The organism is Nonomuraea sp. NPDC003707, assembly GCF_053587055.1.
Genome location: NZ_JBSFNK010000009.1, coordinates 138,742 through 157,307, shown reverse-complemented (window position 1 = coordinate 157,307; position 18,566 = coordinate 138,742). Strand labels below are relative to the sequence as shown.

The 18,566-nt window shown below is 70.1% G+C and carries 19 protein-coding genes; 11 read left to right on the top strand and 8 right to left on the bottom strand.

What is annotated here, in order from left to right:
• Nucleotides 1–23: 23 nt before the first annotated feature.
• On the bottom strand, nt 24–449 hold the full coding sequence (locus ACWDRB_RS24735; protein WP_449897214.1) for an organic hydroperoxide resistance protein: 426 nt from the start codon (nt 447–449) through the stop codon (nt 24–26).
• A 271-nt stretch (nt 450–720) separates the two neighbouring features.
• Here ACWDRB_RS24735 and ACWDRB_RS24730 point away from each other — a divergent pair, with 271 nt between their 5' ends.
• Nucleotides 721–867, top strand: coding sequence for a hypothetical protein (locus ACWDRB_RS24730; protein WP_449897212.1), 147 nt, complete (start codon nt 721–723; stop codon nt 865–867).
• Between the two features lie 54 nt (nt 868–921).
• On the opposite strand, the gene ACWDRB_RS24725 is transcribed toward ACWDRB_RS24730, so the two are convergent.
• Nucleotides 922–1,473, bottom strand: a complete 552-nt coding sequence (locus tag ACWDRB_RS24725) for a TetR/AcrR family transcriptional regulator (protein WP_449897210.1) — start codon at nt 1,471–1,473, stop codon at nt 922–924.
• Between the two features lie 111 nt (nt 1,474–1,584).
• Here ACWDRB_RS24725 and ACWDRB_RS24720 point away from each other — a divergent pair, with 111 nt between their 5' ends.
• Nucleotides 1,585–2,427, top strand: coding sequence for an oxidoreductase (locus tag ACWDRB_RS24720; RefSeq protein WP_449897208.1), 843 nt, complete (start codon nt 1,585–1,587; stop codon nt 2,425–2,427).
• Here the strand turns inward: ACWDRB_RS24720 and ACWDRB_RS24715 are convergent, their stop codons facing one another.
• Nucleotides 2,428–3,081, bottom strand: a complete 654-nt coding sequence (locus tag ACWDRB_RS24715; protein ID WP_449897206.1) for a helix-turn-helix domain-containing protein — start codon at nt 3,079–3,081, stop codon at nt 2,428–2,430.
• 33 nt (nt 3,082–3,114) lie between these two features.
• A complete protein-coding gene (locus tag ACWDRB_RS24710; protein WP_449897204.1) occupies nt 3,115–3,501 on the bottom strand; it encodes a hypothetical protein in 387 nt (128 codons plus the stop codon).
• 144 nt (nt 3,502–3,645) lie between these two features.
• On the opposite strand from ACWDRB_RS24710, the gene sigJ reads away from it, so the two are divergent.
• Complete coding sequence (gene sigJ / locus ACWDRB_RS24705; protein WP_449897202.1) at nt 3,646–4,578, top strand: RNA polymerase sigma factor SigJ; 933 nt, start codon at nt 3,646–3,648, stop codon at nt 4,576–4,578.
• Between the two features lie 7 nt (nt 4,579–4,585).
• Here the strand turns inward: sigJ and ACWDRB_RS24700 are convergent, their stop codons facing one another.
• Entirely contained in the window at nt 4,586–7,360 is a 2,775-nt protein-coding gene (locus ACWDRB_RS24700) for a BTAD domain-containing putative transcriptional regulator (protein ID WP_449897200.1), read from the bottom strand.
• A 96-nt stretch (nt 7,361–7,456) separates the two neighbouring features.
• On the opposite strand from ACWDRB_RS24700, the gene ACWDRB_RS24695 reads away from it, so the two are divergent.
• Genes ACWDRB_RS24695 through ACWDRB_RS24685 form a run of 3 tightly spaced genes read left to right on the top strand, consistent with a single transcriptional unit; the run spans nt 7,457 to nt 9,787 of the window.
• Nucleotides 7,457–7,909 (top strand): carboxymuconolactone decarboxylase family protein, encoded by a 453-nt coding sequence (locus ACWDRB_RS24695; protein WP_350723914.1) that lies wholly within the window; start codon nt 7,457–7,459, stop codon nt 7,907–7,909.
• Between the two features lie 34 nt (nt 7,910–7,943).
• Nucleotides 7,944–8,234: a hypothetical protein gene (locus tag ACWDRB_RS24690; RefSeq protein WP_355193150.1), complete on the top strand. Its 291-nt coding sequence runs from the start codon at nt 7,944–7,946 to the stop codon at nt 8,232–8,234.
• 26 nt (nt 8,235–8,260) lie between these two features.
• A complete protein-coding gene (locus ACWDRB_RS24685; protein ID WP_449897198.1) occupies nt 8,261–9,787 on the top strand; it encodes an MFS transporter in 1,527 nt (508 codons plus the stop codon).
• A gap of 168 nt (nt 9,788–9,955) precedes the next feature.
• Here ACWDRB_RS24685 and ACWDRB_RS24680 read toward each other — a convergent pair whose 3' ends face one another.
• Nucleotides 9,956–10,594, bottom strand: a complete 639-nt coding sequence (locus tag ACWDRB_RS24680; protein WP_449897196.1) for a response regulator — start codon at nt 10,592–10,594, stop codon at nt 9,956–9,958.
• Between the two features lie 210 nt (nt 10,595–10,804).
• The gene (locus ACWDRB_RS24675) at nt 10,805–11,929 is read right to left on the bottom strand and encodes a sensor histidine kinase (protein ID WP_449897194.1); all 1,125 of its coding nucleotides are present in this window, start codon (nt 11,927–11,929) and stop codon (nt 10,805–10,807) included.
• A gap of 166 nt (nt 11,930–12,095) precedes the next feature.
• Here ACWDRB_RS24675 and ACWDRB_RS24670 point away from each other — a divergent pair, with 166 nt between their 5' ends.
• The 5 genes from ACWDRB_RS24670 to ACWDRB_RS24650 all read left to right on the top strand — a co-directional run bounded on the left by ACWDRB_RS24670 (nt 12,096) and on the right by ACWDRB_RS24650 (nt 17,812).
• Nucleotides 12,096–13,562, top strand: a complete 1,467-nt coding sequence (locus ACWDRB_RS24670) for an alpha/beta fold hydrolase (RefSeq protein WP_449897192.1) — start codon at nt 12,096–12,098, stop codon at nt 13,560–13,562.
• Nucleotides 13,559–14,476 carry an ABC transporter ATP-binding protein gene (locus ACWDRB_RS24665; RefSeq protein ID WP_449897190.1) on the top strand — a complete coding sequence of 306 codons (918 nt, stop codon included), beginning with the start codon at nt 13,559–13,561 and terminating at the stop codon, nt 14,474–14,476. Before ACWDRB_RS24670 ends, ACWDRB_RS24665 begins: the two co-directional genes overlap by 4 nt.
• Nucleotides 14,473–15,225, top strand: coding sequence for a hypothetical protein (locus ACWDRB_RS24660; protein WP_397374886.1), 753 nt, complete (start codon nt 14,473–14,475; stop codon nt 15,223–15,225). The genes ACWDRB_RS24665 and ACWDRB_RS24660 overlap by 4 nt, the downstream gene beginning before the upstream one ends.
• A 934-nt stretch (nt 15,226–16,159) precedes the next feature.
• On the top strand, nt 16,160–16,564 hold the full coding sequence (locus ACWDRB_RS24655) for a hypothetical protein (protein ID WP_449897187.1): 405 nt from the start codon (nt 16,160–16,162) through the stop codon (nt 16,562–16,564).
• 36 nt (nt 16,565–16,600) lie between these two features.
• The gene (locus ACWDRB_RS24650; protein WP_449897185.1) at nt 16,601–17,812 is read left to right on the top strand and encodes a serine hydrolase domain-containing protein; all 1,212 of its coding nucleotides are present in this window, start codon (nt 16,601–16,603) and stop codon (nt 17,810–17,812) included.
• Between the two features lie 226 nt (nt 17,813–18,038).
• Here ACWDRB_RS24650 and ACWDRB_RS24645 read toward each other — a convergent pair whose 3' ends face one another.
• A complete protein-coding gene (locus ACWDRB_RS24645; RefSeq protein WP_449897183.1) occupies nt 18,039–18,338 on the bottom strand; it encodes a hypothetical protein in 300 nt (99 codons plus the stop codon).
• Nucleotides 18,339–18,566: the final 228 nt, after the last annotated feature.

Here is an 18,566-nt window from a genome sequence, read left to right as displayed (position 1 = left end):
CGGGGTCCTGCGCGGGCCGCGCGTCAGGCGGCTTTCGCGTTGATGGTGACCGGGATGTTGCCGCGGGTCGCCTTGGAGTAGGGGCAGATCTGGTGGGCCGCGGCGCCGAGCTCGTCGGCCGTCTGCTGGTCCACGCCTCCTAGCTCCAGGTTGAGCACGGCGCTGAGGCCGAACTCGCCGTCATCGCCGTGGTGCAGGGTCACCTCCGCCGTGATGGCCGTGCTCGTCAGCCTGATCTTGCGCTCCGCCGCCGCCCTTCTGACCGCGCCGAGGAAGCAGGAGCCCCAGCCCGCGGCCAGCAACTGCTCGGGGTTGGTGGCCCCGCCCGCGCCGCCGAGCTGCTTCGGGATGGCGAGCGTGGTGTCGAGGAGGCCGTCGTCGGCCTGGACCCGGCCTCCGTTGCGGCCTTCTCCCGTGACGGCGACGACTCCGGTGTAGCTGACAGCCATGGCTTCCCTCCAAGGTTTCCGGGGACGCACCGTGCGTCACCGGTTCAACTGGTGACGATATTGGCAAAGCTGCTCGTCACCTGTCAAGCCGGTGACGCGTCCAGGCGGCGGAACAGGCTCGGGTCCTGTTCGGTGGTCTCGCCACTCCTCCGGCGGGTCGGCCAGCCAGTCGTGGCCGAAGATCGTGTACGGATGATCCTCGCCGGACGAGTGGGCCGCCTTCTCGCGCGCGACCGTCGCGACCTCGCCGACCGAGGCGGCACACCTGATCGTGGGGTTCCTCGACCAGGTCGGCACGCCGGAGGAGGTCGCGCTCGTCCTGTCCGGCCTGCCGGAGCCCGCGCAGCGGTTCGTGCCCGCGATGCGCGACCAGGCGCGTGCCGCCCTCGCGGTCCTGGCCGGTGCCACGGAAGGCTGAGCGCACGGGACACATCGCGGCGCCCTTCGTCAACCGTTCGTATGCAGGCGGTGCCTAGGGCCGTGCCGTACGGCCGGCGCCGCGCAGCAGTGTGTCGACCACGACGTCGGCGGCCTGTGCGGCGCTCAGCTCGGGCAGGTCCTCGGCGGCGTGCACCAGCAGCGGCGGCAGGATCGTGGCCACCCAGCCGGGCGGCAGGTCGGAGCGCAGCAGGCCCTCGTCGGTGGCACGCCGCAGGAAGGCGTCGACCTCGTCGATCAGGCCGCGGCGGCGCTCGTGGAGCGTCTCCTCGCGGAGCATGCGGCTCGTTTCCACGGGCCATTTGCGGTTGACGGCGATGATGCCCTCGACGTAGCGGTGCAGCGCGACCTCGACCGGGGCCTCGCGTAGCCTGGCCGCCTCGATGGCCTTCTCGACCGCGTCGTAGCGGGCTCCGTAGACGGCGGCCATGAGGTCTTCGCGGGAGGCGAAGCGGCGGTAGACCGTGCGGCGGTCCACCCCCGCCGCCACGGCGATGGCGGCGATGGTCGCCGAGGGGTCGTCGGCGAGCATGCGGGCGCCTGTGCTCAGGACGCGTTCGAGGTTGCGGGTCGCGTCTGCTCTCACCCGCCCAAAGATACCCGTTCCGGCGATTTAGTGTCACGCTAACGCTGAGCTTAGTTTTCTAAGTGCTACATTGATGAGGCAGTTAGGCAATATCGACCAAAGGAAGCACCCATGGCCAGGACATGGCTCATCACCGGATCGTCGCGCGGCTTCGGCCGCCACCTCGCCGAAGCGGTCCTCGAAGCGGGCGACCAGGTCATCGCCACCGCGCGCAGCCCCAAGCAGCTCGACGACCTGGTGGCCCGCCACGGCGACCGGATCCGAGCGGTCGCGCTCGACGTCACCGACGCCGCCGCGGCCGCCCGGGCGGTCAAGGAGGCCACCGACGCCTTCGGCAGCCTCGACGTGGTCGTCAACAACGCCGGCTACGGCAACAGCGCGCCGATCGAGGAGATGGCCGAGGACGACTTCCGCGCCCAGATCGAAACCAACCTCTTCGGCGTGGTGAACGTCACCCGGGCCGCCCTGCCCGTCCTGCGCGCCCAGCGATCAGGAGTCTTCGTACAGTTCTCCTCCATCGGCGGCCGCGTCGGCGGCACTCCTGGGATGGGCGCCTACCAGACCGCGAAGTTCGCCGTCGAAGGCTTCTCCGAAGTGCTCGCCAACGAGGTCGCGCCCTTCGGCGTCAAGGTCGTCATCGTCGAGCCGGGCGCGTTCCGTACCGACTGGCAAGGGCCCTCCATGGAGATCCACCCCGTCGGCCCCGACTACGAGCAGACCGTGGGCGCCATCCACCGCTACCGGCGCGACACCGACGGCACCCAGCCCGGCGACCCGGTGCGCGCCGCCAGGATCATCATCGACGTCGTCGGCCACGACGACCCGCCCAGGCGGCTCCTCCTCGGCAGCGACGCCGTCGCCTCCGCCCAGAAGGCCGCCGAGCTCCGTGCCGCCGAAACCGAGAAATGGGCCGATGTCAGCCGCTCGGCCGACTACCCCGCCGACGAACGCTAGTCACCGCCCCGGCCGCGGGGCCGGTGGGGGCGGCGGGAGTGCGAGGACCGCGCGGACCGCGGCCGTCAGCCGTTCTCGGCTGTCGCCCCCGATCACGGGCCGGCCGTCCGCGGTCGGGGCCGCCAGCGCCCGCCGGAACACAGCGGTCGGCAGGTCGACCACGCACAGCGTCACCACCTCGACGCTGGCCCCGTCAGCACGATCCCACAGCGCCCGCGACAGGCGGGTCAGCAGCGCCACCAACCGCTTGTCCAGGGCGAACATCTCCTCGGCCAGCTCCTGCGGCACCTCGGGACCGAGCAGCTGGTCACGGCGCACCGCCACGAGCATCCGGGCGGCGGCGGGCCGGCGGTCGGCGAACACCGCGGGCACGCTCGCCACCGCCGCCACCGCCTCGACTGCCGCTTCGCGGTCGCCCCCTTGCACCGCGTCGGCCAGCTCGACCTGGAGATCCAGGAATTCTCCCGCCGCCCTCAGCCACAGCCGCCCGAGCAGCACCGGCAACGACCCGAACGCGTGGTAGATCACGCCGTTCGACACCCCGGCGGCCGTCGCCAGCGCTCGCACCGTGAATCGCTCCGGGCCGCCATCGGCCACCAACTGCTCGGCGACGTCCAGCAACCGGTCGAGATCATGAACTCGAGGGCGAGGCATGCCCACTATCATAACAGAGCGCACGCTCCATAATCACGCGGTGGCGTCCACGCGGGTGCGGCGGCCTTCCCAGATCTGGCCGAGCTGAATGACGCTCATGCCGAACATCAGGACGCCCAACGGGACGTGCAGGGTCTTCACGTGCGCTATGCCCAGCGCTATCTGCGCCGACGTGACCACGAAGAAGCCGGCCGCGTACCGGATGGGCCTGGGCGAGCCGCCGCCCGGCCGCCAGACCAGGATCGAGACCACCAGGTGCAGCAGGGTCACGACGAACGTCGCGTATGCTCCAGCACTGTGCAGTGCCCCACCCCCGGGCAAGGACAGAAGCAGCCCGGCGGTGATCGCCTGGACGAAGACGGCCAAGGTTTGCAGGGTGATCGCGATCCGCAGGAACCTGAGGTTCGTGGGTGTGGACATGTCGGGGCTTCCCTTCTCGATCCCGGTGTCTCGGCAGTCCGACGACACGACCGCCGGGAATGTGAGGTGCGGTGACCTCACGTTCCGGGAAGTTGTCTCGTCTGTCCGGGTGAGGGCGGAAACGACCGAGGAGCAGGCGACACCATGACCACCCCATCCGAGCCAGGGCTCGACCCGAGCCTGAGCGTGATCATGAGCGAGCGGCGCCAGCTGATCAATCTCGCCTACCGCCTCCTCGGCTCCCTTGCCGACGCGGAGGATGTCGTCCAGGAGGCCTGCGCCCGCTGGTACGCCATGACCCCGCAGCAGCAGCAGGCCATCAACTCCCCCGGTGCCTGGCTGACGAAGGTGGCTGGCCGCATCTGCCTCGATGTGCTCGGCTCGGCACGCGCGCGGCGCGAGCGCTACGTGGGCGAATGGATCCCCGAGCCGCTGCCCGACCGTACGGAGTGGATCAGCGCGCGGCCGGGCGGCGCCATGACCGACCCGGCCGACCGGATCACCCTCGACGAGTCGATCAACATGGCCTTCCTGGTCGTGCTCGAGTCGATGACCCCGGCCGAGCGCGTGGCGTTCATCCTGCACGACGTCTTCCGCTACTCCTTCGCCGAAGTGGCGGAGATCGTCGGCCGTACGCCGGTGGCGTGCCGCCAGCTGGCCTCCTCGGCCCGCCGTCGTCTTCGCGAGGCACAGGCTCCCGCGGCTCCGGCGGCCCGGCCCGGCATCGTCGGCGACTTCAAGCGGGCGTGGGAAGCCAAGGACATCAAAGCCCTCATCGGCCTCCTCGACCCCGACGCCACGGCGGTCATCGACGGCGGCGGCCTCGTCAGCGCCGGCCTCCACCCGATCGAAGGCAGCGCGCAGATCGCCCGCTACCTCCTCGCCATCGCCGGAATGTCACCCGGCCTGACGATCCTGGAACGTACGGTCAACGGTCAGCCCGGTCTGGTGGCCCAGCTAGACGGCGTGACGGTGACGGTGGCGGCGTTCGACGTCACGGGCGACCGGATCAAGCACATCTGGGCGGTACGCAACCCCGAGAAGCTCCGGCCCTGGACGGCGCAGCCACAGCCTTAGGACCGGCTCATCCGGCGTGCTCCAGGAAGGCGCGGACCTCCCCGGCCTCCGGAACGCCGAGCTCCTCGTACAGGCCGAGGGCCGCCCGCCCGTGCTCGCAGGCCTTTTCCGCCCGCCCGAGCGCGAGGTGGGCGCGGGCCAGCCCGTCGTGAGCTCGCGCCTGCTCCGGGCGGTTGCGGCCCAGGTTGGCGAGCGCGAGCGCGGCCGTGTGCTCCCCGATCGCCCAGGCCGGGTCGTCGGCCGCCTCGGCCAGCCCGTTGAGCGCGGCCGCCTCGTCGGTGGTGTTGCCGAGCTTGCGGTAGAGGGCCGCGGCCTGCTCGTGGCGGGCGCGGGCCTGGGCGAGCTCGCCCTGGTGCCGGAGGACGACGCCGAGGTGGTTGAGGATCATCGCCTCCCCTGCCGGGTTGCCGACCTTGCGGTGCAGCGCCAGTGCCAGGTCGAGATGGCGCCGGGCCTCCTCCGGGCGGCCGGCCCGGTCGAGGGCCAGGGCGAGGATGCCGAGTACGTTGGCCTCGCCCCAGGTGTCGGCGCCGATCCGGGTGAGGTCGAGTGCCTGCTCCAGGTACTGCTCCGCCTGCTCGTCCTGGCGTCGGCGCAGGGCCACGTTGCCCAGGGTGAGCAGTGCCCGAGCGCGTTCGTAGGCCTCCTCGCACGCGTTGAGCGCCTGGTGGGCGTGCTCCTCCGCGCGCTCGTACTCGTCGAGCCGCCAGTAGGTCCACGCCAGGTCGGCGAGCGCCCGCTCCTCGAACTCGCGGTGGCCGAACTTGCGGCTGCGCTGCAACGCCAGGGTGTGCAGCGTGAGCGCGTCGTCGTGGTGCGCCTGCCGGTCGAGGAAGGGGCGCATCGTCAGAGCCAGCATGCCGACGCAGATCTCGGGTCCGTGGACGGCGGTCGCGATGATGTTGGAGCGTTCGGCGTCGAGCCAGGCGATCGCCTCCGCGGCGTCCCGGATGGGCGCGATCGGGGCGGCCGGCTGGGGGATGCCCTCCCGCTGGCTGACGCTGTACGGGTAGAGCCGGTCCATCGCCGCCCGAGCGCGGTGCAGGTAGTAGGTGAGCAGTCGCAGGACCTCGCCGTCGTCCTCGGCGATCGAGCGCGCGTGCTCGCGGAGGAGGTCGTGGAAGGTGTAGCGGCCAGGTTCGAACTGCAGGAGCATGTGGGCGTCGAGGAGGCCTTCCAGGAGCTCCTCCGCCTCGTCCTCCGGGATGCCCGCCAGCGCCGCCGCCCCGCAGGCGTCGATGTCGCGCCCCGGCGCCAGCCCGAGCAGGCGGAACATACGCTGCTCGGCCTCGTCGAGCTGCTCATATGACAGGGTGAAGGCCGCCGACACCCCGTCCAGGAGCCGGCGATGGTCCCGCAGCCGGCCCGCCAGGTAGGACACGGTCCAGCGCGGACGGTGCTGGAGGCGGGCGGCCGAGATCCGGATGGCGAGCGGGAGGTGCCCGCACAGCTGCAGCACCTCGCGTACGGCCTCCGGCTCACGGCCGGCGCGTTCGCCCACGATCCGCCCGAACAGCTCGGCGGCGTCCTGCTCGCCCAGCACGTCGACCGAGAGCGCGTGGGCGCCGTCCAGGTCGACCAGCCGCCGCCGGCTGGTGATCAGGACGAGGGTGTCGGAGTGTCCCGGCAGCAGGGGGCGTACGTGCTCGGCGTCGAGAACGTTGTCCAGCACGGCGAGCGCGCGGCGATCGGCCAGCTCGGCGCGCCACAGGGCGCTCCGCTCGACCAGCGTGACCGGGATGCGGTCGGCGGGCACCCCGAGCTGGCGCAGGAGCGCTTCCAGCGCCGCGGCGGCGTCGAGCGGCTCCCGGCCCGCGGTATGGGCCTGAAGGTCGATGAAGAGCCGGCCGTCGGGATAGCGGGCGGCCAGCCGATGGGCCACGTGTACGGCGAGCGTGGTCTTGCCGATCCCGGCCATGCCATCGATCGTCACGACCGCCGGCCCGTGCCGCTCACCCACCTCGCCTATGAGCCGCTCCAGCTCGGTGGTACGTCCGGAGAAATCGGGAATGTCGTACGGCAGGAACGTGGAGCGACGCGGCGGACCCGCGACCACCGGCGCCGCGCCGGCCAGACGCAACGCCGGATCGTCCGCCAGGACCGCCCGCTCCAGCTCGATGAAGGCGTGCCCGGGATCCAGCCCCTGCTCGTCCGCCAGAGCCGTCCGGTAGGAACGCGCCGCGGCCAGGGCGTCGGCCTGCCGCCCCGCCCGGTGCAGGGCCAGGACGAGGTGGCCGTTGAGCTTCTCACGGAGCGGGTCGGCGGTCACCTGGGCGGCGAGCTCGTCGAGCAGCTCGCCGTGCCGCCCGGCGGCGAGCTCGCCCTCCACCAGGCGTTCGTAGGCAGACAGCCGCCGGTCGTTCCAGAGCTCGCGGACGCCGGTGACGTAATGCGCGTGCACGTCCTCCAGCGCCTCGCCGCCCCACAGCTCCAGGGCCTTGCGCAGCTCACCCGCGGCTGCCAGCTCGGTGAACTCCTGCGTGTCGACCTGCCCGGACTCCGGCTGCGCGACATAGCCGCCGGCACGCGTCTCAAGGAGGTTTACGGCTCCCGCTCCGCGCAGCACCTTGCGGATCGCGGTGATCGAGGCATGGATCTGCGACCGGGCGGTGTCCGGCTGGTCGTAGCCCCACATCGCGTCGATCAGCCGCTCGATGCTGATCACCCGGCCGGCGTTGAGCAGGAGGTAGGCCAGCACAGCCCGGTGACGTGGGGCGATGCCCGCCAGCGGCGCGCCGTCGACGATCATCTGGACGGGGCCGAGAAGAGTGAATCGCAACATTCGTCCCCCATCACCTTCGCATCGTGCACGCATCGCGAATGTATCAACCTGGCCAGACACTCTGATCTCACACGAACCGAGACAGAGGAGAACACGATGGAAGCCCGGATGAAGAACCCCGCCACCCTCATCCCCGCCGCGATGCAGCCGATCATGCAGGTGATGAAGGCCGCTCAGTCGCAGGGCCTCCCCCAGGAGCTCATGGAGATGATCCACCTGCGGGTCAGCCAGATCAACCGCTGCAGCTTCTGCGTCGACGCCGGCCTGAAGAACCTGCGCAAGCTCGGCGAGAGCGACGACCGCATCGGCCTGATCGCCGCCTGGCGCGAGGCTCCGTACTACACCGACGCCGAGCGGGCCGCCCTGGAGCTGGCCGAGGCCTCGACCCGGCTGGCCGACCGCGACGACGCCGTCTCCGACGAGATCTGGGACAACGCCGCCGACCACTTCGACGAGCAGCAGCTGGCCTCGATCCTGCTGATGACCGCCGTCACCAACCTCTTCAACCGCCTGAACGCCCCGATCCGGCAGGTCGCCGGCACCTGGTAAGCCCCTGCTCACGCGTACAGAAGGAGACACCGACATGTCCGCCGTCCGCTCGCACCGCTACTCCGTCCCCGAGGCCGACCTGGAGGAGTTCCTGGCCCGCCGCAGGTCGCTGATCGCGACTGTCCGGAAGGGTCACCCCGGGCTCACCCGCACCGTGCTGATCCGGCTCGACGACGACACGTACACCGACACCTGGCACTGGGAGAGCGCCGAGCAGCTGGGCGCCGCGCTCGCCGCCCTGCCCACCTTCCCGGAGGCGCCGCTGACCATGTCCCTCACCAAGGACGCCACCGCCCTGAACGGCCGGCTCGTCGACGAGCACTGAGCCGCCACTGACGAGGAGTCCACCACGTGTCCAGCTCGGCCGGCACCCCATCCACGACGACGAACCACTCGTACCGCTCGAACCGCTCGTACCGTGACGTGCTGCGCGACAAGCGCGTGGCCGGGCTGCTGCTCGGCGACCTGCTGGCCAACATCAGCACGGGCATGATCCTCGTGGCCATGCCCGTGCAGACCCTGCGCATCCACGGGGACATACCTCCGGCGATCGCCGTCGGGATGGTGGAGGCGGCCCCGTTCCTCCTGTCCACGGTCCTGGCGCTCGGCATCGGCCTGGGCCGGCTCCGGATACCGCCCCGCACCCTGCTGCTCGCCGACTGCGTGCTGCGGGCGCTGACCTTCACCGGCCTGGGCCTGGCCGCGGTGACCGACCGGCTCACCCTGCCCGTACTGGTCGGCGGGCTGCTGCTGGGCGCGGCCTTCCGGATGGCCGGTGCGAGCGGCCGCCGTCTGCTCGTCACCTCGATGGCGGGCGAGTCGGAACGGTACGGCGTCAACGGGCTGCTGGGCCTGAACAGCAACGTCGCACTCTACGTGCTGGGCCCCGTGGCCGGCGGGCTCATGGTGGCGGCCGACGGGCCGGGCGCGGTGCTGTTCGTCGACGCGTGCGGCGCACTGCTGCTGATGGCCTGCGTACTGCGCTGGGCACCACGGGCAGGGTCGAAGCCACAGTCACGCCCGCGGTCGAAGCCGCAGTCGAAATCGGAAGGGTCAGAGCCGCCGGCGCCGCCGCTGGAGTCGGAGCGGTCGGAACCGGAGCGGTCAGAACCGCGATCGGAGCCGCAGTCGCGGTCGAAGCCACAGCCGAAGCCATGGCCGGAATCGCCGCCAGAGTCGCAGTCGGAGCCGCAGTCGCGGTTGGAGTCACCGCCGGAGTCACCGTCGGAGGAGTCCACCCACACGCGGCAGGACGAGTCGGGGTGGCGCATCCTGCGCCGCCGCCCCGTGGCGGCCCGGCTGCTGGTCGTGGTGTTCTTCTTCAACTTCCTCTACATGCCGGTCGAGGTAGCACTCCCCCTGTACGTCCAGGGCACCCTGCACAGCGGCGCGTCCGGCCTCGGCCTGCTGTGGAGCGCCCTGGGCGTCGGTGCGATCGCGGGCGCCGCCCTGGTCAACCTGATGCGCGGCCTCCCCCAGCGCCATCTGCTCATCACGATCATCGGCCTGTGGGCACTCTGCCCGATCGCCCTGGCCGCCGCGGACAACCTGACCGCCGCGATGATCGTGTTCGCCCTGGGCGGCCTGGTCTGGGCCCCGTTCACCCCTGTCGCGTACAGCTTCCTGCAGTCAGACCTGCGGCCCGGCGAACAGCAGCCGGTAGTGACCCTCTGGACGACGGGGTCAACAATCGCGGCCCCACTGGGCCTCGTGGCCGGCGGCCCGCTCATCCAACTGACCGGCACCGACACGGGCCTGGTCGTCTCGGGCCTCCTCACCCTGCTCCTGGTCCCGCTCGCCGCCGCAACCGTCCTAACCCGCGACCAGACCGCTGTCGAGACCAGCCGCAGAGCTCCCGGCACCACCACCCGCCAATAACGGCATCTGGCGCGTACGCCAACCCGGCTTGCCAAGGCCGACCACAGAGACCTCACCACCACCCATCCGCCGATAACCACTTCAGGCGGGTACGCCAACCCGGCTTGCCAAGACCAACCGCAAAGACCCCGGCACACCACCCACCCATAACCACTTCAGACGCGTACGCTAACCCGGCTTGACGATGCCGGCTTCGTAGGCGGCGATGACGAGCTGGGCGCGGTCTCGGGCCTGCAGCTTGGCCAGCAAGCGGCCGATGTGCGTCTTGACGGTCCCGGGGCTCAGCTGGAGCTGGGCGCTGAGCTCGGCGTTGGACAGACCGTGGGCGATGAGCGTGAGCACCTCACGCTCCCGGTCCGTCAGATTGCCGAGCCCGTGGAAGACCCGCTGGGCCGGCCGCCGTAAGAACTCCGCGATCAATCGGGTGGTGACGCTGGGCGCAAGCAACGTCTCACCCGACGCGACCACCCGGATCGCCCTCAGGAGATCATCGGGGGGCGCGTCCTTGAGCAGGAACCCGCTGGCACCCGCACGCAGCGCCGCGTAGACGTATTCATCGAGGTCGAACGTGGTCAGGATGAGTACTCGGGTATCCCCGGCGATCTGCCGGGTCGCGGCGATGCCGTCCATCTCCGGCATCCTGACGTCCATGAGCACCACATCGGGTGACTCCGTCCGCGCGAGTGCCACCGCCTGGTGTCCGTCGGCCGCCTCCCCGACGACGATGAGATCGTCCTCCGAGTCGATCAGCAAGCGGAAGCTGCCACGCAGCAGTGCCTGATCGTCGGCGACGAGCACTCGAATCAAGAGATCCCCCACAACACACCCACCACAGCAGGTTCAGCACCAGGCTCGCAGACGCGCTACCCAGGTCTCTGCCTCGCACATTGCGCCACTCAACACGACGGACACCGGCTCCTGGGCCAGGATCTTGACATCAGACACTCCCGCATCCATCCATCCCCATCGCGCGGAACCACCGACCTCGAACGACGTCGCTGGCGTGAGTCACGTAGGTCACGGGATCTCCCATGATGCGTGTACGCCGAACCCACCCCCCGGCAGAGGTCCGGCCTCGAAGGCACCGCCGTACATCATGGCCCGTTCCCGCATCCCCGCAAGACCGTGCCCGCCCTCCTTGCCCGGCAGCACTCGCTGCCCCGGCCCGTCGTCGACCACCGAGATCTTCAACAACCCGTCGACGACCGACACGCCGGCCCGGCAATGGGCAGGAGCGGCGTGCCTGACGACGTTGGTGATCGCCTCCTGAACGATGCGATAGACGGACAGCCCCATGCTGTCGGGCACGGTTCCGCTCACCGAGAGCTCGACCTGCACACCGGCCTCCGCCGCGCGTTGTGCCAGGGACGGCAGGTCGGCGAGGCCGGGGAGCGGCGTGCTCTCAGGCGCGCTGCCGGACGAACGCAGGGCGCCGAGCAACTGGCGCATCTCCACGAGCGAGCCGCGCCCGATCTGCTCGATGGCCCGTAACGCCTCGCGCCCTTCCTCCGGATGCTTGTCCAGGACCTTGGCCGCCACCCCCGCCTTGACGGTGATCATGCTCAGCGAATGGGCGACGACGTCGTGCAGCTCGCGGGCGATCCGCAGGCGCTCGTCGACCACCGCCTTCTCGGCCTGCATCTTGGCCTCGCGCGCGGCGGACACCCGGCGGGTGCGCGCCGCCGTACCGAGACTCCAACTCGCTCCCACGACCAGCCAGGCCGCCCCGACGATGAAGAAGGGATCCGGCCAGCCGTTCACTCGCGGTACGCCCATCACCGAGGTCAGCAGAGCGCCTCCGGTGACGAGCAGGCCCAGCACGAGGGCGATCGCCGACCGCCGCGCCGGTTGGGTGGCCGACACCGGGTAGATGGTCAAGGCCACTACCCCGACCATCATCAGCCGGTTCGCCTGTAGCGTGAGCAGAAGGAGGCCGACCAGGAGCGCACCGTAGTATGCGGGCACCGGCCAGATCCGCCGCACGGCCACGGGCACCGCGAGCAGCCAGCAGATCAGCACCGACGCGGTGCTCACCGCCAGGCCCTCCGGATCCGTCGTGGACCCCAGCGCGAGCAGCACCGCGACCACGGTGTCGGCGAGAACGAGCAGCCAGTGTGGGGGCCGCCGGACGAGCAGGTTCACAGCTCGACGCTATCGAGGAACGACCGCGAGCGAATCGGAGCACGATCCGTCAGACCAGGGTCGTACTTCGCTCTCTTACGCCCGCACCGTATGACCCTGGTCCGAGCCGCAAGACCGGATCTGGCTCCGATGTGCGCACCCACCGCCGTGCAGGATCGTTTCCCGCATGGATCGACGCACACTCATCGCCCTGAGCCTCGCTGCCTGCCTCGCCCTCTCGCTCGGCGGCATCGCACTGGCGTCGGCGCAAGCGTATCGTCTCGCCTGGAAGGAATGTGGTGACGGCCTGCGATGCGCCGAGCTGGTCGTTCCCGTGGACTGGGCCGATCCGGGCGGCCCCAAGACCTCGGTGCATGTGGCCAGAATGCCCGCGACGGGCAGGAGCATGGGCCCGCTGATCGTCAACTTCGGAGGCCCGGCCACCAGCACGGTGATGCTCAGGCAGAGAGACGATCCCGACATCCCGCCGGAGCTGCCGACCCTGCTCAAGGAGTTGCGGAGCCGGTTCGACGTCATCGCCCTGGATCCGCGCGGGATGTCCGAGCCCGGCAGCGGCAAGAGAGTGAGCTGCGAGGAGCCCTCGGCCTCCATCTTCGGACTGGTCCTGGCACGGACGAAGCAGGACTGGGACGCTCACGCCGCCAAGAACGCGGCCCATCAGGCGAGCTGCCGCAAGACGGCCAGGTCGGCGTGGTACGGAATGACGGCATGGAACGTGGCGCACGACATCGACGCGCTGCGCGCCGCACTCGGCCAGGAGAAGCTCCGCTACGCGGGCAACTCGTACGGCACCGTCTACGCCCAGGCCTACCTGGAGCTGTTCCCGCAGCGGGTGGAGCGGATGTATTTCGACGGGACCGCCGATCACACCCAGCAGGAGTTCGAGCCCTGGTTGCGCAACTACGCGCGGACCCAGGAGCGACATCTCACCCGCTTCCGTGACTGGTGCGCCCGCCGTACGGACTGCGCCCTGCACGGCAGAGATGCGGGCAAGGCATGGGACGAACTGGTCGCAAGAGTGCGCCGCGCGCCACTGCCGGCGTCGGCCGGCAGGACGGTACACGAGGGACAGCTGTACGCGGGCGCGGTCAAAGGCATGAACCCGGCGTACTGGCCGCGATTCGCGACTGCCATCCGGAAGGCCCTCGACGGCGACGCCGCCGGCTTTCTCACCGAGCTCGCGCCGGATCAGGGCGGCTCGTCCGTGAGCCAGGACTCCCTGTGCAACGACTTCATGCCGAAGCTGCCGACGTACGAGGAGTTCCAAGGCATCGAGGCCAGGCTTCGTGAGATCGCGCCGCGGTTCGGCTGGATCGAGGGACGCTTCGAGCTCGGGCGGTGCTGGGGGCGCAGCGGGGGCGCGTCCTGGGCGCCGCACCCGCTGCGGGTGAAGGACGTCCCACCGATCCTCTTCGCCATCGGGGAGCTCGACAACAACACCAACTACCTCGGGCAGCAGCACGTGGCGGAGCAGGTTCCGTCCGCGCAGGTCCTGTGGCACGGAGACGGCCACGCGGCGTGGGCCGCCAACACCTGCCTGCGGCGGCATGTCCTCGCCTACCTGACTGCGGGGACGCTGCCCGCGCGGGGCACGCGCTGCCCGGCCGAGCTGATTCAACGGGTGGGGAAATGATCGAAGTCATAGATCTGACGAAGGTGTACGGTTCCACGCGGGCGGTCTCGGGGCTGACGTTCGACGTCAAGCCCGGACAGGTCACGGGCTTTCTCGGCCACAACGGGGCCGGCAAGTCCACCACCATGCGAGTGATCCTCGGCCTTCACGCGCCCAGCTCGGGCAAGGCGTTGATCAACGGCGTCCGCAAGCGCGACCTCCACGAGCCCATGCGTGAGGTCGGTGCCATGCTCGATGCCACCGAGGTGCAGGGCGGGCGCAGCGCGTTCGATCACCTCCAGGCGCTGGCACATGCCGGCGGGATCGCGCGCCACAGAGTCGTCGCGGTTCTCGAGGAGGTCGGCCTGGCCGGCGCGGCACGCAAGCGGATCGCCGGGTTCTCCCAGGGGATGCGCCAACGCCTCGGCATCGCGGCGGCACTGCTCGGCGACCCGGGAGTGCTCATTCTTGACGAGCCGGCCAACGGCCTCGACCCCGACGGCATCCGCTGGCTCAGGACGCTGCTGAGGTCTCTGGCGGCCGAGGGGCGGACCGTCCTCCTGTCGAGCCATCTGATGACCGAGATGTCCCTCACCGCCGACCGGCTCATCATCATCGGCCGCGGTCAGCTGATCGAGGACACCACGATGGCGGAGCTGCTGGCCCGCTTCCAAGGCGACGTTTCGGTCCGCTCGCCACATGCGGCCCGCTTGTCCGGGGCACTCGAAGCGGCGGGAGCAACCGTACGCCGCACCCAGACGTCCGGCGCGAGCACGCCTTCGACTTCTCCCCTCTGGGCCGAAGGAGAACTACTGGTGACCGGCTTGCCCGCAGCCGCCATAGGCGATGTCGCCCTGGCGAACGGCTGCGCCATCCACGAGTTGTCGCCCCGCCAGGCGTCGCTGGAAGAGGCCTTCATGGAGATAACCCAATGATCAACGTCGTCGCATCGGAATGGCTCAAGCTGCGCTCGCTCCGATCCACCTACTACGTCCTGGCCTCCACGCTCTCGGCCGTGGCGCTCACCGGCTTCGCCGCCCTCTCGATCTCGCGCTACTTCGACACCAAGGGTCCCGGCGGCGAACCCGTCGGCACGGGGCTCACCTTCAGCGCCGACATTCCCCCCGTGCTCTTCGGCATGCTGGGCGTGCTCGCCATCTCCGGCGAGTACAGCACCGGCATGATCAGGCTGACGTTGACCACGCTCCGACGCCCGTGGATCCTGCTCCTGGCCAAGGCCGCCGTGGTGGCCACCGTGGCCGCGATCACGGGTCAGGTGCTGGCGTTCGCCACCTACTTCACCGCACAGGCGGTGGTGGGCGGACGCCCGATCGGCGCCTCGTTCTCCGAACCGACCGCCCTGTCCGAGGTGCTGTCGACAGGCGCAGGCTCCGCCGTCGCAGCGGTGATGGGGTTGTGCCTGGCCACGATTCTGCGTTCGACACCGGGAGCACTCATCGCACTGGTCGCCTTCCTGACGGCCCCGACCGTGATCGAGCGCTTTCTCCCCGCCCCCTGGAACGACTGGACAGGCTCCCTGACGATCCCCTCACTGACGAGGCAGTTAGCCGGCGTCCCCGACTCCGGCGCCTTCGCCCCTTCGTCGGCCAGCGCCATCCTCGCCGGTTATGTCACGATTTTCCTCGTCGCAGCAGCCCTGGCAATCACCCGTCGCGACGCCTGACCACAACTGACCCACACGGACGGCGTCCCACGACGGTATGGGGGCTGCGGCCCTCGGGCACACGGGGCCCCTTGCACCTCAGCCGCTTCCGACCGCTCGCTTCCACGCCTCCGTCGCTTGCACCTCGCAGCCTCGGGCCTTTCACGTCGGGTCGACTGCGCCGCTTGTGCCTCGCCAGCCTCGGACTATTCACCTCGGACCGACTCCGCCCCCCTGCACCTCGCCAGCCTCGGACCATTCACCTCGGACCGACTCCGCCCCTTGCGCCTCGCCAGCCTCGGACCTTTCACGTCGGCTCGACTCCGTCGCTTCCGCCTCGCCAGCCTCGAGCCTTCCACCTCGGGGCGCCTCCACCCCTTTCACATCGACCGCCTCGGGGGCTCCGTAGTATGCGCCGGAGATCCAACACATTTGGCTGACCAGACTCGTCCCCCCGCACCCAGGCCGAAATTGCGCTCAGACAGGGCAATCCGTCACTGGGAGGGACCTGCGTCAACGCTCCAGCTTGGGGCTCATGGCCGTTATCCGAGCCCCGGGCCGTGATGGCGTCCTCGACCGTGGCCTGGCGCGCCATCACACAGGTCACGACGGCACACGTGCTCACCCGGCCTCCTGGGCGGCCCACCTGCGCCACACCGTGCGCTTCTCGGACGCGGCGCACGCTGCTCACCACCGGCTAACACGCGCTGCTCGAGCTGGGCCCGGGCCGTACTTCAGCAGCCTGGCCCGGCAGCACCCGCTGCACCTCAGCTATTCGGCATTGCTAACCCGCCTACGGCTACGAGATCGCGGCGTGGCTGCGGGAGCAGCTGTAAGGGCCGTGTCAGGACGGCGACGGCCCGGTATCAGAGCGGTCGGCGATCGTAAAGGCCATGAACGGTTGAACGCCTGCCCGCCCAACCGAATCCCCAACAGTTCTGAGGAGCGCACCACCATGGCCATCACCTTCACCGACCAGGACAAGCTCACCCTTCGGACCGCCGCGTGGGGCGCCGTCTCGCTGATGTCCGCCGCCGGCGCCGCCGGCTCGGCCCACAAGGTCGCCACCGAGGGCTCCATCGCCCTGACCTCCGCCACCGGCCTCGTCGGACATGTGCTCGCCAAGGCGCCCAAGGGCGTCAAGTACGGCAAGACCGTGGCTGCCCTCGCCGACCAGGTGCTGCCGGCGCTGACCGCGTCCATGAACCTGCTCAGGCAGCAGGACCCGGCCGAGGCCGACAACTTCCGCAGCACCGTCATGGTCGCCGTCGAAGCCTCCACCGGAGATCACCAGGGCCGGCCCAGCCCCACCCTGACCGACATGGCCCGCAAGATCACCGCGGCCCTCGACGCCGCCTGACGGGCTGCTGCATCCCCATCGACTCCGGGAGGAACCATGAGAACTATCTTCGGCGTACCCCACCGCAGCAAGATCTTGCGGCGAGCGGCGGTCACGGTGCTGGCGGCCGCGCTGGTGGCCGGGGCGGCCACTCCCGCCGCGGCTACCGCACAGGACCGTCCGGAGCTGCATAAAGCCATCCAGGAGTGGATCGACGACGGTTTCGCCGGAATGCAGATGCGCGTCCACGACGAGCGGGGCGACTGGGTGGGCAGCGCCGGGGTGCGCAAGCTGGGCGAGAGCGCCAAGCCGCCGACGAACGGGCGCTACTGGATCGGCAGCACCACCAAGACCTTCATGGCGACCGTGGTGCTGCAGTTGGTGGCCGAGGGCAGGGTCGGGCTGGACGCTTCGGTGGCCGGCTACCTGCCCGACCTGGGCCTGGACCCGCGGATCACCGTGCGGATGATGTTGCAGCACACCAGCGGGTTGTTCAACTACACCGGCGATGCCTACGACGACGGCGTATGGGTGCCGGGCCTGCCCTCCGTGGGCAAGGAGTGGGTGGACAACCGGTTCAAGTCCTACCAGCCGGAGGAACTGGTACGGTTCGCGCTGTCCAAGCCCGCCAAGTTCGCGCCGGGGACGAGCTGGGGCTACGCCAACACCAACTACACCCTCGCCCTGCTGCTGATCGAGAAGGTCACCGGCCGCCCGTACGCCGAGGAGATGCAGCGCCGGATCCTGGGGCCGCTACGGCTGACGGGCACCTCGGTGCCGGGCAACCGGCCGGACCTCCCCGGACCACACGCGCACGGCTACTACCGGTACGAGGACGCCGGCCAGTGGAAGGTGGTCGACGTCACCCGCCAGAATCTCTCCCTGTTGGCCGGCGCCGGCAACATGATCTCGACGACCAAGGACGTGCAGACGTTCATGTCCGCGCTGGTGAGCGGCAAGCTCCTGCCAGCCGCGCTGATGACCGAGATGAGCACGCCGGACCCGAGGAGCGCCGGCCTCTTCGGCAGCTACGGCCTGGGGCTGTACGTGCTGGACACCGGCCCGGACTGCGCCGGCATCGTCCTCAACCACGACGGCAGCCCTCCCGGGGGCTACGGATCGCTGATGTACAGCACGCCCGACGGCAGCAAGGTCCTGACCGCCTCGCTGACCTCCGGAGCCACCGCAGTCGACACGGCGACGGTGTTCCCCAAGGCGTTGAACAGGCTCATCAACGAGGTGTTCTGCGACGGCCGTCAGGCACAGTAGGCGAACCGGGCCACGCCGCGCTCACCGGGCTCGGCGTGGCCCTCCTGCATGGCCGCCCGGAACGTGGTCATCCGATGCCTGGCCGACCACCGGTGCCGCAGCACGCGGACCCGCCCCCGTCAACCGCTGCCCCCGCGCCGCACGCCGGCCTCATCCGTCCAGGTCCGCGGCAGATTTCACGCCCGCGCCGCACGCCGGCTTCGTCCGTCCAGGGCGGCGGCGGATTTCACGCCTTATGACGCGGAACCTGCAGCCGCATGATCTGGCCAGCCGTCGGTGTGGCGCAGGCCTGGTAGTCCGGGCGGCGTTGGAGATGGCGGCAGGTGTCCTCGCCGACCTCGCCAGCGGCGTACATGCGGCCGAGTTCGACGCTCTGTACGACGAGCGCCTCCCGGCCGAGTTTGGCGCTCTGTATGGCGAGCACCTCCCGGCGAAGTTGCGCGTAGTCGCCGGTAGCCAGTTCGGACTTGGCCCGCCGAGTGATTCCGAACGAGATCTGGCGGTAAGAGCTTTCCTGCCAGGTCACGATGGGTGAAGTGCTTGCCGCCGCCCGGGGGCTGGGTTTCGGTCGGGACGGCAGGGGATGAGTCCGGCACGGCCCGACTCGATAACCAGCCACGACGCGTTTCCTCAGGTCGGGTAGCTCGCTAATTGGTTTATGTCAGGCTGCCGAATGCCCTTGGTAGCTCCCCGTCACTGCCGCTGGAGTCCGTTCGGAATCACTCTGCGGGCCAGGTCCCCCGAGGCCCCGTCC